Genomic DNA, 12901 nt, shown 5'->3' with positions numbered 1-12901 from the left:
TTTTCTCAATGCTGCAAGTCACTCAATTATATTATTCTTATAATCAGCTCTGTATATTTCAAAATGTTTCATTTACCGTGTCTCCGGGAACAATTACCATCATTCTAGGACGTTCTGGAACAGGCAAAACTACATTATTCCATCTTCTTGCGGGTTTCCTACCTCCTCAACAGGGAGAGTTTCTATGGGGAAAATCCGCACTTACCAATAAACACGTTGCCTATATGCAACAAAAAGAAGCCTTGCTTCCTTGGCGCACCGTATTAAAAAATATCTTACTGCCAACCGAACTGGGTCCCAAAACCTCTCGCTCTCCCATTCCTTCGGATCGTCTGGAAAAAATCATCCAAAATTTCGATTTAACCCCCTTACTCAATCGTTATCCTGATGAATTGTCTGGGGGACAGCGACAGCGGGTAGCCCTTGCCTCACAATGCCTCTCTTCAAAGCCTATTCTTCTTTTGGACGAGCCCTTTTCTTCCCTAGACATGATAATTAAAGAACAGCTCTACCAAGACATAGTTTTCTTAGCAAAAAAAGAAGGAAAAACTATTGTTTTAGTCACCCACGATTTTCATGATGTCTTATTTTTAGGAGACACTTTGCTTGTGATTAAAAATAACAATCTGGTCCCCATCTCTTTGAGTCCGTCTATGCAGTCTTTAAACAATCGCTTGTATCTGATTCAACATCTAAAAGAGCATCTGTATTCATGAGTATGCCTTCCCTTTTTGAATCATCAACACCCCCAACCCCTCTTCTTTCTGTCCTAACTTCCGAACAAAAACTAGAGATCTATCACAATGTCTCTTACCATCGTTGGAAGGGAGTACTTCCCGCTATCCTCGCTGCCATAATTCTCACCTTTGCTGTAATTGTTTTTAGCCTAGGAGCTATCCTTCTAGGCTGTCCTCCTATAGGAGTAAGTATAATGACAGAAATTATCCTTCCTCTCATTGTTCCTGCAGTACTTGCTTTTATCTTATTGGTCCTTCCTCTAAATATTTATGCCTATTCCCATCATAAGCACGCCTTAAATCTCCATAAAAATCTTGCGGAAAGTAATTATAATCAAATTCGCAATCACTGTATTCAGGAGAAAAACATATCAAAACAGCCTTTAGCAAACTTTATAGAATCAAATGTGCTCGTTCCTCAAGCCTCAAAAAGATTTTCTTTCATTAGCCTTGGCAAGACAATAAAAGGACTTCCTCCCAAGGACTCTGACCAGGCTTCCAGATACGATGAAACTATTCTTCAAGCTTTAGAGTATGTTAAAGAGGGAATCCATATGAACCAATATGAAAAGAAAAAACGTGACAAACGTGAAGCTGAAGAGACGTAAAAAACATATCTAAATAAAATTTTATTCACATGTAGCAATAAACGAACCTTGTTTAAAGGAGATTTGTTTTCTTGGGTCTTATTCTTCCTATGGATAAAAAGATCAGTACCAATCCCGTAACAATAATAGGGAAGAACATAGAAGATTCTATAGGGATATGGAAAAGTACGGGGGAAAACAAAATAGCAATAGCAAAAATTAAACTGATCCACTTGATATGACGTAAACTCTCCGCAAAAGCGAAAATAGCAAGTACAATAATAAACCACGCACAAATATTAAGAAAATTTTTCGAGAAAGTAGGTAAACTCACGTAACTGTTAATCTTTATAAAGATAGCAGCGACAAGAATACTCAAAAGCTGATTGATAGGGAAAGATATGCCTTGAAAAGCCTGCTTACACGCTTTTTTCAAAGGAAGAACCGTCCTTTCTTCCCAAAAAAGAGTATGTTTATAATACTCGGAGCCAAAGAAAGAAGCGCGAGCTAAAGCTCGCTTATCTCCTAAAAACTGGGATATATAGCTCAAAGTTGCTCGGATCTCATCATAAGCAAAAACGACAGCAAATGCAGGTTCTATAGTGAGGCAAAGGCAAAGCCAACAGTCAGGACGTAACTGATGCAAGATTACAGGAATGAGTGTAAGAATAATTGCACTGATTAAAGTAATAGTAGTAGCAATGACAATCTTTGGTCTTGTATGCCAGCGACGCTCGCTTCCTGCTAAAGAAAGAACGACAAGAAGAGAATATGCTACTAACATACTCGCATAAAGTAAAAAAGGACGTGAAGATGCGGTACTTGCAATACCTAAACTTGCAGCAGTGAGGTAACGCACTTGGAGCCAAGCAAGTAAACTAAGGAAAAGGACAGCAGCACGACGTCCTCCCGCAGAAGGATTATAGGAAAATCCTTCTGGAAACGTAGGTCCTACTTCAAGAGCCTCAGGCCTTGTAGGGGAGATACAAACCACAGCAAGAATAGCAAAGCCCACCAACGTATCATTAACAAAAATCGTAGCAGAACGGTGCGGGAAACAAGCAAACAGCATGACCCACATTCCTAAGATGACTCCTAGCCAAAGACAAGCTCGTTGTTTTAATGAAAGCAAAGCAAGACAGATAAGTAAAATCCCACAAAGACGATCAGAAAAGATGACTTCGGGTTCCTGATAATTTAGTGTTCTTGGTGTACAAATGAGAAGCAGGCCAAGGAAGGCAGGCAAAATATTAAGCTTCAGGAAACGGTATCGAAAATGTTTATAAATATTTTCAAGAGTCTCTTTATCCATAAGAATAAAACCTTAGGAACATTTCTTTCCTAATAAGGGGGCACAAAATAAAAGGGAAAGTTATTTTATAGATGTTTCGTAAAAAAGCATTTTTCTTTAACCCAAGGGGTAAGATTGGTAATTTTTTAACTTCTGTAATCAAAACTCTTTTGCACTTTTATATCTTTTATTTTATTAGCTAATTATAAAATTCAGTAATGAGATCCTTTCCCTTGAACAAAAAGATCCTTGTTTTATGCACATCAGTGTTATTTCTTATGTGCTTAGGATGGCTTGTGTATAAAAAGCAGATACTTCTTCCGGCTAAGGCACATATTCCCGTAAATACAAAGCACTTTCCTACCCTTGGCAATCCCTATGCTCCTATCAACATTACGATATTTGAAGAACCTTCCTGTTCCGCTTGTACGGAGTTTTCTACTGAAATATTTCCTTTATTGAAACAACATTATATCGACAAAGGAGAGGCATCATTTACTCTAATCCCTGTGTGCTTCATACGCGGTTCTAGACCTGTCGTCCAAGCGCTTTTTTGTATTTATAACCACAATCCGCGACAACCTGATGTGAACGCCTATATAGAATATTTTCATCGTCTACTTATCTATCCTAAAGAGGAGGGCTCCCATTGGGCAACTCCTGAAGTCATTGCAAAACTCGCAGAAGGTTTGAAAACTAACTCTGGACGTAGCATAAATACGAAAGGCCTACAGCAATGTGTAGCTTCAGGAAGATATAACGATCAACTAAAGAAAAATAATCTTTACTGTTCCCGAGTCTTAGGGGGACAGCTCGCTACACCAACAGCTATAGTTGGAGATTATTTAGTTGAAGATCCTACATTTGACAAAATTGAAAAGGTAATTGCTCAAATCCATCAGCTACAAGCTTCCGAAGGAGATGGCAATGAGTAAGTTCTTACGCAATTATGCATTATATTTTGCGTGGGTAATCGCTTGTATTGGCACATTAATTAGTGTGTTTTATAGCTATATTCTAAATATAGAGCCTTGCATCTTTTGCCATTACCAAAGAATCTGCTTATTTCCTTTAACCTTCATCCTGGGAATTGCTGCTTATCGTCACGATACTTCTATAAAGCTTTACGTCCTTCCCCAAGTTCTGATAGGCCTAGTTCTAGCCATATACCAAATATGCTTACAAGAAATTCCAGGAATGCAAATGGACATTTGCGGAAGAATATCGTGCTCAACGAAGATTTTCTTATTCAGTTATATTACAATTCCTATAGCATCTGCTCTTGTCTTTTGTACTATAAGTTGCCTCTTAATTCTTGCTCGAAAACTTGAATAGAGTTGTAAAAACACATCCTAAACAAGAAAAGCATCTCAATCATACTACACAACATAAGAAGGAACTTTTCCACGTAAACAGAAAGAAGAGCATAGATTGTAAAAAGTAAAAAAAAGTAAAAGCAAAATTAATAGAAGAATTTTAGCAAATACAAGTATAATCCCCAAACCCAAAACCTCTAAGATCCCTACTAGGGTATGCAAGCATATAGATATTCGAGAATCTCGGAGATCTTTTGTTGACCAGACGCTATAAAGCCTTTCCATCCCCATAAGTATTCCCAAGATAGGAATGGAAGCAAAAAAACTTCTCTTTAATTCGATACCAGCACTTTTTCCCAAGGGAAACATTAGATTACGAGCATTTCGAACAAATCCTCGCTGCACTAAACAACAAGGAAAATAAGTAGAAGCTACGACAAACTCAATGTGTCTTGTATATTTAGGAATCATAAGCAATGTTTTTATTCAGAAAAACTAAAACAGAATATTTTATCTACCACAGTCAAGAAATACACAATAAGCAACCTATAGACTCACATCAAAAACTGCTTAAACTTGTCTTTTCGATAAATTAAATTTCATCACGCAAAATACGCTCACGAATTTCTGCCATAACCTGCTGCATATAATGCAAATTATGAATAGAAGCCCAAATTGCAGCGTTGGGTTCCCGCACTTTAAAGAGATGTCTAAGATAAGCACGGGAAATTCCCGAAGAACAAGTAAGACATGAACAGGATGGATCTAGGGGAGTCGAATCATACATATATTTCTGTTGTGCTATTTTAATTCCTCCTCCAATTGACAAAATCAAACCGTGACGAGCTGCTTTAGTCGGGTAAGAACTATCAAAAGAATCAACGCCAAAGCCCACCGTAGCAGTTATGGAAGGTGCATCCCCTATTCCTAATAAATGGATAGGGCGATCTTTCGCTAAAAAAGCAGTTGTGATGCGAACAATATCCACCATTTCCTTAAGATTACGTCCTAAACTACCTCCAATGGCAAAACCATCGAAAGGTTCTTCTTCAACAAAGCGACAGCCTATGCAACGCTGTTCAGGATCGAGACCTCCATGAATTACACCATACATAGATTGGCATTTGGGGTTCTTCTTATGATAATCCAAAGAACGCTTTTCCCAGACATAGGTACGCGCACAAGAAGATAAAAAGTACTCTCTGTCGGCGTAAAAAGGAAGAAGCTCATCAAGGGGAATGATGATATCTGCGCCTAAATTTTTCTGTGCTTCAATAGAGATTTCTGGAGAAAGAAACAGCTTACGTCCATCTCTATACGACTTAAACCAAGCTCCCTCATCAGTAATCTGTACTAAGGAGGAAATATCTTTTTTCTTCCCACAGCTTTTGATTTCTGCAGCTACCGAACCATACGCTAAACTAAAGATTTGAAAACCTCCAGAATCAGTAATAATCGGCATCTGACGACCCATAAACTGATGGAGTCCGCCTAACTTAGCGATAGCCTCTGTTCCAGGATGAAGAAGAAGGTGATAGGTATTACAAAAAAGTAGAGGAACATGGCTATGATCGATAACTCCTTTTAGAGCACCATGAGTAGCAACAGGGACAAAAGCAGGTGTATCTATAATGCCGTGAGCTGTTTCTATCTGCCCTACACGAGCTTGGGATTTCTTAGATTTATGAAGAATACGAAACTTCAAAGCCAAAGCAAATCCTTACAAGTGTCATTCAAAAAACAAAGGAAATATAAGAAAGACAAGGGTTGAAGTAAAGGTAACTTATAAACACGTGTTTCTAAAATTATGCTGCCAACATAACAAAGAATAATTTTTCCTTTTACAAACTTCTCTTTATACCAAACAAAGACGCATAAGTGTATAATAAATATTATAAAATAAACATAAGTTGAATGACGTTGTAAGAATGTAAACGATGCTATTCCAAAGTTATGACGCATTTTTAGCTGCTGCTTCACAATGGATGTGTCCATTCCGTATCTTGGTCCAAGGACGCCATTACGACCCCGCGGAATTAAACTTTACCCCTTATCGAATACCCAACTTTAAAGAGCAGGGGATACTGCACAAAATGTATAGAAGTCTTCCCATAATTTCTATAGCTGCTGGTATTATCCGTCTAATTGAAGCGCATGCAGGCCCTATTCATCCGAATGACATGTGTAAGTATAGATTAGAAGTTACTAAAGGAATAGTCGAAATGCTAGGGTTCGGTGTACTACTTCTTCTTCTTGATATTTTAAGATGTGTTCTTGCAGTGATTCTCTACCTACTCGTCGCCTTTGCATTCAAAACTACAGCTTTGTTACAATGGTGTCATTTACTTTCCCCTACCCGCTGGAACTCCTGGAAGGAAAATGTTGTAGAACCACTCAATACATCTGTTAGCTATTTGCTTTAAGATAAGTACCGTTTTTTAATTACCCTAGCACAAACTACTGTAGGAATAGAAAGCACAATGACCACGCCTTTAATAACCAAAGCAAACAATATAACATGCGAAAGATGAGCAACATATCCATACAATCCTAAAAATGAAAATAATACAGTATCGACAAGTTGAGAAATAAATAAAGAAAGTGCTGACCGCACGCCAAAATACTTATAACGAAAGGCTTTTTGTAAATAAACAAACAACTTCACATCTAAAATCTGTACACTAATCATAGTGACTAAGGAAGCAAAAATGACACGCGGAGTAGAAGAAAATAAAGCTTGAAAGTGCTTCTGAGTTGTATCACTAGAAGAGGGAACCAGAGCAAGGTGAAGGTGCGTAAGGATAAGGAAAGCGATAGAAATAAACCAAGAACCCAACATAGCATCGCCTACACTCTCCTTGCTGTAAAGTTCACGAGCATAATTCAAAGAGGTGAGTAATCCCACCATATAAACATCAGCGGATGTGACTTCAAGCCCCCAAAGAGACACCTGTTTCAAAACGAAGATATTCGCAATTACGGAAAGGAGGGACAACCACCCAGTCAGCCATGCCTTTCCTCTAGAGGTACAAAAAATACCTAGCATCACAACAACAACAGTTTGAGTACAAAAAATTAATTCATTCAACACACAATACCCTTCTCTGTTTTTAATTTTTCTTTCCAAGAAGAGAAAGATCGAACTCCTCACTTGATGATACAGACCGATGTCCAACTTAAAATAATTATTAGAAAATCCTATACATACCTAAACACTTACAACAAATAACTTAATAAACTAGATATATGTAGAGTTCTTAACAACCATCAAAAAGACTATAACAATAAAATCAATAAGCCTTTAACGGGTTGCTAACTGTAACATTTCCTGAGATTTTGAGGCTGTTAACTCTTTAAGTTCTTTAGAGAGTTCCTCAATTACTGTTTCATTCTCCATAAGTCGCTTTTGGAGGGTACCTACGAGACCTTGATTCACACTATTAACCATAAAATATAGCCCCAGCACTATACATAAAAATCCGATAAGAACAAAACTAAAAGAAGTAACGATTACAGGTATCGACAGCAAGTTCAATCCATAAAGAAAAAAAAGAACAATTGCAACCGAAACCAAAATTCCTATACCTAAAGTAACAATCAAAATATCAAGAATTATCCGCAGAGTAGAGCGACGACCAATCTTTGGTAAAGAATACGCAAAAGATGTTTGCGTCGATGACGAAATCAAAGATAGTGGTGATGAAATCAAAGATAGGGGTGCGGATAATGGTGATGAAAAAGATAGTGGTGCGCAAGTCATACATGTACTTTTTTTTTAAAATAAAAGGCGCCGAAAATTATATAGTTTTTTTTTTAAAATCACAAGCATCTATCCCACTTATCAATTTCCCATCTTAAAGCAGAATAGAAAAAGACCTCAGGGAACAACCTGTTTTTTATGTTTCAATTCAAGAAGAAAAAACTTAATAAAGAAGGTCTTATAGAAATTTAGTTAGAAGAAAAACATGGCTATGTTTAAAGTATTTTCCATATGAATACAATTCGAATAAATAGAGTATGTTTATCAATCAATACACTAGTAACCTTGATTTTATAACTAGTTCTGCTAGCAAGAATTACTTTTTTCTATTTAGAAAAGGGTTTTCTCGAGATTCACTAGGATTAGGCAATACACAAGAAAAGTGGGGGGATCTTATTTTTGCATCGATTCCTATAGTTGGGGGTGTCATAGGATGTGGAAGATTCTATAGTGTCTGGTCCACAAAAGATCCTAAAGATACTACAAAAGAAAAAACTTTTCATACTATACGAGCGATTTTAGAAATTCTAGGGTTAGGAATTTTGATACTTCTTACAAAAATAGTGTATATATTACTCCAAACTCTGCTAATCTTAATAGTAGTCCTTTTTGTTACTCGTTTCTTTGGTTCATTATTTCCTGTAATGCTAATGCAGTAATGCTAATGCATTATAAAATGCATACATAAGTTATTGTTAAGTTTTTGAAGTCACTTTGGCAAAACGATTTGTAACTTTACAGATGACTAGGCTATCAGAAAACTATACAACATAATTATCATTATCAGACTATTGAAGTAAGAGACAATTTCTTTTACAACTGCCCTTTCTTCGAATTTAAAGCTTATTATCATAAACTTTATTTGCTCTTTTCTAAAGTAAAACCGGGAATCTAGTTGAGCTTTTTCTTTGAGATAGAGTTTTTTAATTTATTTAGAAAAACAAGTTGATTATTTTTAATTTTCTAATATGAAAAAGAATGTGTTTTAATACTTAGTTTCTAACTAAAGAGTAATCTATGAATACTAAACAACCTATTTCTATGGATTATATTATAAATCCTGTGAATTATATGGTTGTAGAGGTCAACATTAGGAGTTTAATAACTCAAATCGTTGGCCTTTTGTTGTGTTTGTAATCATGACAACTTATTCAACTCTAATCTTAAGAAAACCTTCGCTTTTCTTTTAATCTAAGACTCTTATATAAAATTTATTTTTCAGCTTTTGCCAAAATTATGTAGAATCTTCTTTTATTTTGCCTAGAAAGAATTCTATTCATAATTTACACATTCACCACAGATATAATCCATATTTTTAAAAGAAGCTCGTTTCAAACTTAATACTATTAGATCCAATTTGTCTTGATCCCACATTTCAGCAAACATAAGAGCAGTTAAAATATTTTGTTCCTGTGAAGGATGGTATCTTCCCTCCTCATACATGACTTTCAATAAGTCCAGATTAAACAAACCTTGTACGAGCTTAACACAATCATTAAATATACACCGTAGCGAATAATAGTTTGATTCTGAAGAGAAAAATTTCGTATCTTTGCTTACCTCACGTAGACCAATATAATTCACAACTAAAGTTCGGATTATTTTAAAGACCGAAGATAAATGCCCATCATAATTGTTGGAGTAGGCTAAACAAAAAGTCGCAAGGTTATTATGGAAATCATACGATGTTTTATCCTGAGGAAGTTTATGAATTTTTCCATTTTTTTCTTTAATACGTCCTCGCAAAAGATTAGAATAAAGCTCTTTAATAAATTCTGGAAATTTTTCTTCAATTTTTTTTAATAAGTAGTAAGACGTTGCAACTAGACGCTTGTAATTAGTCCGATGATCGCACTTAAGAAGAAAAGTATGAATCTCTAGAATCTCCTTATTTCTAATGTAAATGCCCTTCAATATTTGGCTCTTACATTCCCTTACTATTCGGGCAAGCCTCGCTTTAGCAGCTTCTTTAGCCTTTTTAAGGTCTGCAGAAGCAATAAGATCCATGCTTATGGCTTTTTGATTTATAGAGAAAATCTTTGCCCACAGAAGTAAATTGTCATCAATGATGACATCAATCGTTCTGTAATGTTTCCCTACTAAGATAAGACCTAAGAGTATTAAAGCACAAATGCCGCCAAGAATGAGAGCAGCAATGAAAGGAATCAACTCTAGGATTCCCAAGATTAGAACACTCCCTAACGCTGCTAAAGCAATCAAGACAATCAAGACAAGAAAAATTTCACGCATGAAAAAACAATGATTATATACTTGTTTGGGGTTGATAGGTGAAAAAAAATTCTTGAAATAAGAAATCGGGGTTAACATAAATATCCTTGGCAAATTGAAATTTAGATTATTTTAAACTAAATTTGGCGAAATACTTTTATATCTTCGAGCATATTTCCTCTGAAATTTATATTAGGAGGGAATTTTTCTTGTAAAAAAAGCTCTTGTATCATTAAAACAAACGTGCCTAACGGATATCCCTTTACAGGGACGCGATCATAACGTGCTTTTTGCACTACAAATATTTTGTTTTTTTCTCCCTTTGCTGCACTCCGTCTTGTATTTTCAAAGCGATCTTTTTCAGAATCTATATGTATCGATAATCGTGATTCAGAAACTTCCTCAGCAGTAAGATGAATATCACCCAAACTTAAACTTACAATAGAAGTAAATACATAGTGAGGGAAAGCTAAATGCTTAAAAACAAGCTCTTTATTTATGGACAAAATATCATTCTCCTCACTAGGACAAGATATAATAAACCCACGCTCTTCTAACTCTTCTTTTGATTTACCTGAGCGTATCTGAGAATGTAATTTTATGATTTCTTCTCTAGTATCATCATCCAATTTAGAAAGCTCAAAAAACTCATTCTCTGGAGCCCTTTTGTCTGTTTTTAACAATTCCTTGATTTCATTAGGCCATGGAGGACACTTAATTTGGAAATCAACAAATACGTTTTCCCATTGGATTTCTTCCCATCCGCGATATTTATAATAAAGAATCAAACGTAGAATAAACTTCAACGCAATTAGAATGAAAATAGGCACGATCAAGAGACAAACAAAAAGTTTCAAAGCAATCTCTTCCGGAGTCAATATTAAAAATTTCTCTCTATAAAGAAGATTATTTCTAAGATTGAAATACTCCATATGCATCGTTCTAGGATTAATTTGCAAGCATCTATCTACAAAGGCCGTAATGCGTTCAACCAAGCCATTTCCTTTACGATGACATGGAAGAACTTCCATAAGCTTTTCCGAGAAAGTCATTGGAGTAAAAAAATTTTTAAAAATTGAATGAGTCATGTAATAATTAATTGAAAAATGATGAATATTAAACAAGAATAATAAAATTAGGGATAAATTAATATCTCTACTAAGACAATCTCTTCCAAAATAAGGAAAAAACCATCTAATTATTTCAAAGAATTAAGTTCTATAAACTTTATAACATTGGATAAAAGAAAAGACATGAAATTCCCGCTTTATACCATGAACATTTTTACCAGTGGAACTGTTGTTGTATGACTAAATCATAAACAGATTCCCCTCTCTTTCCATTACTAAACATATAATCATATCGACAACGTAAAATTGAACGATGATTCATTATATTTGAGCCTTCTAAAATACGAATCGCCTCTACATAGGCATGGCCTCCCCTCTCTTTTGACATCCACTCAGACAAATGGAAAGTAGAAGGTAAAGATTGAAAGATATATCCTGGGAATTCCAGCAAACCAAAAGTAATAATAAGATCGCTTGTGAAAATATTATCGTAAGGAATTGAGTCTAACATCCCGAAAAAGTAGAATCCTCGCTTTTCAAGTTCATCCCTGCTTATTCCTGAACGTAATTCTTGATGGCGCTGCTCAAGCCGAGTATAAACTTTGAAAGGAAGAGCGGGTAGGTTATATTCTTCATTCCTGAACATCATGATCTCTCGAAAATCATTTTCATTTACTTGATAGAATGACCGATATTTTAAATATACTAAAAGGTGCAGAAGACATTTGAAAATCAAAAGAATAATCACGGGAACAAGAAGAAGATAGGAAACAGCTTTTAAAAGTTTTTCTTGCAGCGTAACTGTTCTGGATCCCGTAATGCAAAATACTCCCCCCTGTACGGAGCTCTCTTTGATTACAATAATATGACGCCCTGTAAAATCAAAATAAGTATCTACTAGAGCTGTGAGTTTCTCTAAATATCCTTTTTCTCCTCGTAGAAAAAGAGAATTAAGAAAACTATTAGAAAAACATATAGTTGAGACGATAAACATGAATACAAACTCACGTTTTACTTACATCTTAAACAAAATCACTCAAATAAAATATTTACTTTTGTATCAGTCAATCGAAATCCTGAAATTAGATGTTCTTTGAAAAGAAACTCTAAAATACATTTTCCTAAAAGCTTACCCATACCGAAGAAAAGTTCTTTAAAAGCATTATGGGGCACTTTTATCTGAGGACAATCTTTCCACTCCATAAAATCAAGAACTAAATTTGTTTTAGGATATCCTGCATGTATATAACACATCTGTAAATAGCTAATAACCTCTCTAACAAGAGCAGATTTTTCTTGTGTACTAGCAAATTCACTAGAGAGTTTTTTACAAGAACAAAGGGCGGGGAAGTAAGTCATCAAATAAGCATATGGCAATATTATCGATTTTAGAACCTTTTTAAAACAAGAATCTCTAACAACACGCTCCCAATTCACTCTAAAACTAATAGACTCTAAATTACCACTCTTCGTGAGATTAGGTATTGCTGTAAGATAACGCTTAGGCAGCGTTTGTTGAAAGATTCCTTCCACATGTTCTGCTAAACTAGCAACTTCCGTAGGAGAACTTGTAGCCAGAAAACTACAACAACAATCAGGTATGTCACTATTGAAATAAACAAAAGATGCTTTATAAGTCATATGCAGTAGTGCTCGGAAAGCAAGTGCTATCAAAACAAGAGGAAATAATAAAAAACTAAGAATTTTTAGTACTTTCTCAGCCAAAGATACGGGACGTCCTGCGACTTTTCTACAAAAAACATAACTTCCGCCTGCAGCAATTACCTGAGTTTGTTCTCCCCCAAAATAAAAGTAGTTATCCAGAAGTGCGACGGCACGCGCTGCATAAGAAAGACTTATATCTGGATGGAGAGTAATAGAATCCATACAATTCTAAAAAAGATAAAAGTA

15 protein-coding genes are annotated in these 12901 nt (G+C 35.4%); 6 read left to right on the top strand and 9 right to left on the bottom strand.

Features of this window, described 5'->3' with window-relative positions; all coding sequences use genetic code 11:
* The first annotated feature begins 8 nt into the window (after window positions 1-8).
* Window positions 9-716: an ATP-binding cassette domain-containing protein gene (locus Cs308_RS03945; protein ID WP_066482832.1), complete on the top strand. Its 708-nt coding sequence runs from the start codon at window positions 9-11 to the stop codon at window positions 714-716.
* Complete coding sequence (locus Cs308_RS03940; protein WP_066482830.1) at window positions 713-1345, top strand: hypothetical protein; 633 nt, start codon at window positions 713-715, stop codon at window positions 1343-1345. The genes Cs308_RS03945 and Cs308_RS03940 overlap by 4 nt, the downstream gene beginning before the upstream one ends.
* Window positions 1346-1397: 52 nt before the next feature.
* On the opposite strand, the gene Cs308_RS03935 is transcribed toward Cs308_RS03940, so the two are convergent.
* Window positions 1398-2636 carry an SPW repeat domain-containing protein gene (locus tag Cs308_RS03935; protein ID WP_066482828.1) on the bottom strand — a complete coding sequence of 413 codons (1239 nt, stop codon included), beginning with the start codon at window positions 2634-2636 and terminating at the stop codon, window positions 1398-1400.
* A gap of 212 nt (window positions 2637-2848) precedes the next feature.
* Between Cs308_RS03935 and Cs308_RS03930 the strand changes: the two genes are divergently transcribed.
* Together Cs308_RS03930 and Cs308_RS03925 are read left to right on the top strand one after the other, a co-directional pair.
* Window positions 2849-3550 (top strand): thioredoxin domain-containing protein, encoded by a 702-nt coding sequence (locus Cs308_RS03930; protein WP_066483454.1) that lies wholly within the window; start codon window positions 2849-2851, stop codon window positions 3548-3550.
* Entirely contained in the window at window positions 3543-3950 is a 408-nt protein-coding gene (locus tag Cs308_RS03925; protein WP_066482825.1) for a disulfide bond formation protein B, read from the top strand. Before Cs308_RS03930 ends, Cs308_RS03925 begins: the two co-directional genes overlap by 8 nt.
* A gap of 44 nt (window positions 3951-3994) precedes the next feature.
* On the opposite strand, the gene Cs308_RS03920 is transcribed toward Cs308_RS03925, so the two are convergent.
* Together Cs308_RS03920 and tgt are read right to left on the bottom strand one after the other, a co-directional pair.
* Window positions 3995-4402, bottom strand: coding sequence for a hypothetical protein (locus Cs308_RS03920; protein WP_066482817.1), 408 nt, complete (start codon window positions 4400-4402; stop codon window positions 3995-3997).
* 121 nt (window positions 4403-4523) lie between these two features.
* Window positions 4524-5642 (bottom strand): tRNA guanosine(34) transglycosylase Tgt, encoded by a 1119-nt coding sequence (tgt, locus tag Cs308_RS03915; RefSeq protein ID WP_066482814.1) that lies wholly within the window; start codon window positions 5640-5642, stop codon window positions 4524-4526.
* A 226-nt stretch (window positions 5643-5868) separates the two neighbouring features.
* Between tgt and Cs308_RS03905 the strand changes: the two genes are divergently transcribed.
* Window positions 5869-6354 carry a hypothetical protein gene (locus Cs308_RS03905; RefSeq protein WP_066482810.1) on the top strand — a complete coding sequence of 162 codons (486 nt, stop codon included), beginning with the start codon at window positions 5869-5871 and terminating at the stop codon, window positions 6352-6354.
* Here Cs308_RS03905 and Cs308_RS03900 read toward each other — a convergent pair.
* A complete protein-coding gene (locus tag Cs308_RS03900) occupies window positions 6351-6977 on the bottom strand; it encodes a queuosine precursor transporter (RefSeq protein ID WP_082905025.1) in 627 nt (208 codons plus the stop codon). The two genes, Cs308_RS03905 and Cs308_RS03900, sit on opposite strands and share 4 nt — an antisense overlap.
* 255 nt (window positions 6978-7232) lie before the next feature.
* Window positions 7233-7691, bottom strand: coding sequence for a hypothetical protein (locus Cs308_RS03895; RefSeq protein ID WP_066482806.1), 459 nt, complete (start codon window positions 7689-7691; stop codon window positions 7233-7235).
* Between the two features lie 257 nt (window positions 7692-7948).
* On the opposite strand from Cs308_RS03895, the gene Cs308_RS05075 reads away from it, so the two are divergent.
* A complete protein-coding gene (locus Cs308_RS05075; protein WP_066482803.1) occupies window positions 7949-8350 on the top strand; it encodes a hypothetical protein in 402 nt (133 codons plus the stop codon).
* Window positions 8351-8963: 613 nt separating this feature from the next.
* Here Cs308_RS05075 and Cs308_RS03885 read toward each other — a convergent pair.
* The 4 genes from Cs308_RS03885 to Cs308_RS03870 form a co-directional block, all read right to left on the bottom strand.
* Window positions 8964-10019: a hypothetical protein gene (locus tag Cs308_RS03885; RefSeq protein ID WP_066482801.1), complete on the bottom strand. Its 1056-nt coding sequence runs from the start codon at window positions 10017-10019 to the stop codon at window positions 8964-8966.
* A gap of 38 nt (window positions 10020-10057) precedes the next feature.
* A complete protein-coding gene (locus Cs308_RS03880) occupies window positions 10058-11044 on the bottom strand; it encodes a hypothetical protein (RefSeq protein WP_156506734.1) in 987 nt (328 codons plus the stop codon).
* A 160-nt stretch (window positions 11045-11204) separates the two neighbouring features.
* Window positions 11205-11984 carry a DUF648 domain-containing protein gene (locus Cs308_RS03875; RefSeq protein WP_066482797.1) on the bottom strand — a complete coding sequence of 260 codons (780 nt, stop codon included), beginning with the start codon at window positions 11982-11984 and terminating at the stop codon, window positions 11205-11207.
* A gap of 38 nt (window positions 11985-12022) precedes the next feature.
* Window positions 12023-12877, bottom strand: coding sequence for a DUF648 domain-containing protein (locus Cs308_RS03870; protein ID WP_066482793.1), 855 nt, complete (start codon window positions 12875-12877; stop codon window positions 12023-12025).
* Between the last annotated feature and the right edge of the window lie 24 nt (window positions 12878-12901).

Source organism: Candidatus Chlamydia sanziniae (assembly GCF_001653975.1).
GTDB lineage: Bacteria > Chlamydiota > Chlamydiia > Chlamydiales > Chlamydiaceae > Chlamydia > Chlamydia sanziniae.
Note: the sequence above shows the minus strand (reverse complement) of the source record. Positions and strands in the feature narration are given on the sequence as shown.

Coding starts and splice junctions, on each gene's coding strand:
- Cs308_RS03900 (WP_082905025.1), bottom strand. CDS start 6,977: ATGCTAGGTATTTTTTGTACCTCTAGAGGAAAGGCATGGCTGACTGGG.
- Cs308_RS03940 (WP_066482830.1), top strand. CDS start 713: ATGAGTATGCCTTCCCTTTTTGAATCATCAACACCCCCAACCCCTCTT.
- Cs308_RS03895 (WP_066482806.1), bottom strand. CDS start 7,691: ATGACTTGCGCACCACTATCTTTTTCATCACCATTATCCGCACCCCTA.
- Cs308_RS03920 (WP_066482817.1), bottom strand. CDS start 4,402: ATGATTCCTAAATATACAAGACACATTGAGTTTGTCGTAGCTTCTACT.
- Cs308_RS03870 (WP_066482793.1), bottom strand. CDS start 12,877: ATGGATTCTATTACTCTCCATCCAGATATAAGTCTTTCTTATGCAGCG.
- Cs308_RS03945 (WP_066482832.1), top strand. CDS start 9: ATGCTGCAAGTCACTCAATTATATTATTCTTATAATCAGCTCTGTATA.
- Cs308_RS03935 (WP_066482828.1), bottom strand. CDS start 2,636: ATGGATAAAGAGACTCTTGAAAATATTTATAAACATTTTCGATACCGT.
- Cs308_RS05075 (WP_066482803.1), top strand. CDS start 7,949: ATGTTTATCAATCAATACACTAGTAACCTTGATTTTATAACTAGTTCT.
- Cs308_RS03905 (WP_066482810.1), top strand. CDS start 5,869: ATGCTATTCCAAAGTTATGACGCATTTTTAGCTGCTGCTTCACAATGG.
- Cs308_RS03875 (WP_066482797.1), bottom strand. CDS start 11,984: ATGTTTATCGTCTCAACTATATGTTTTTCTAATAGTTTTCTTAATTCT.
- Cs308_RS03885 (WP_066482801.1), bottom strand. CDS start 10,019: ATGTTAACCCCGATTTCTTATTTCAAGAATTTTTTTTCACCTATCAAC.
- Cs308_RS03925 (WP_066482825.1), top strand. CDS start 3,543: ATGAGTAAGTTCTTACGCAATTATGCATTATATTTTGCGTGGGTAATC.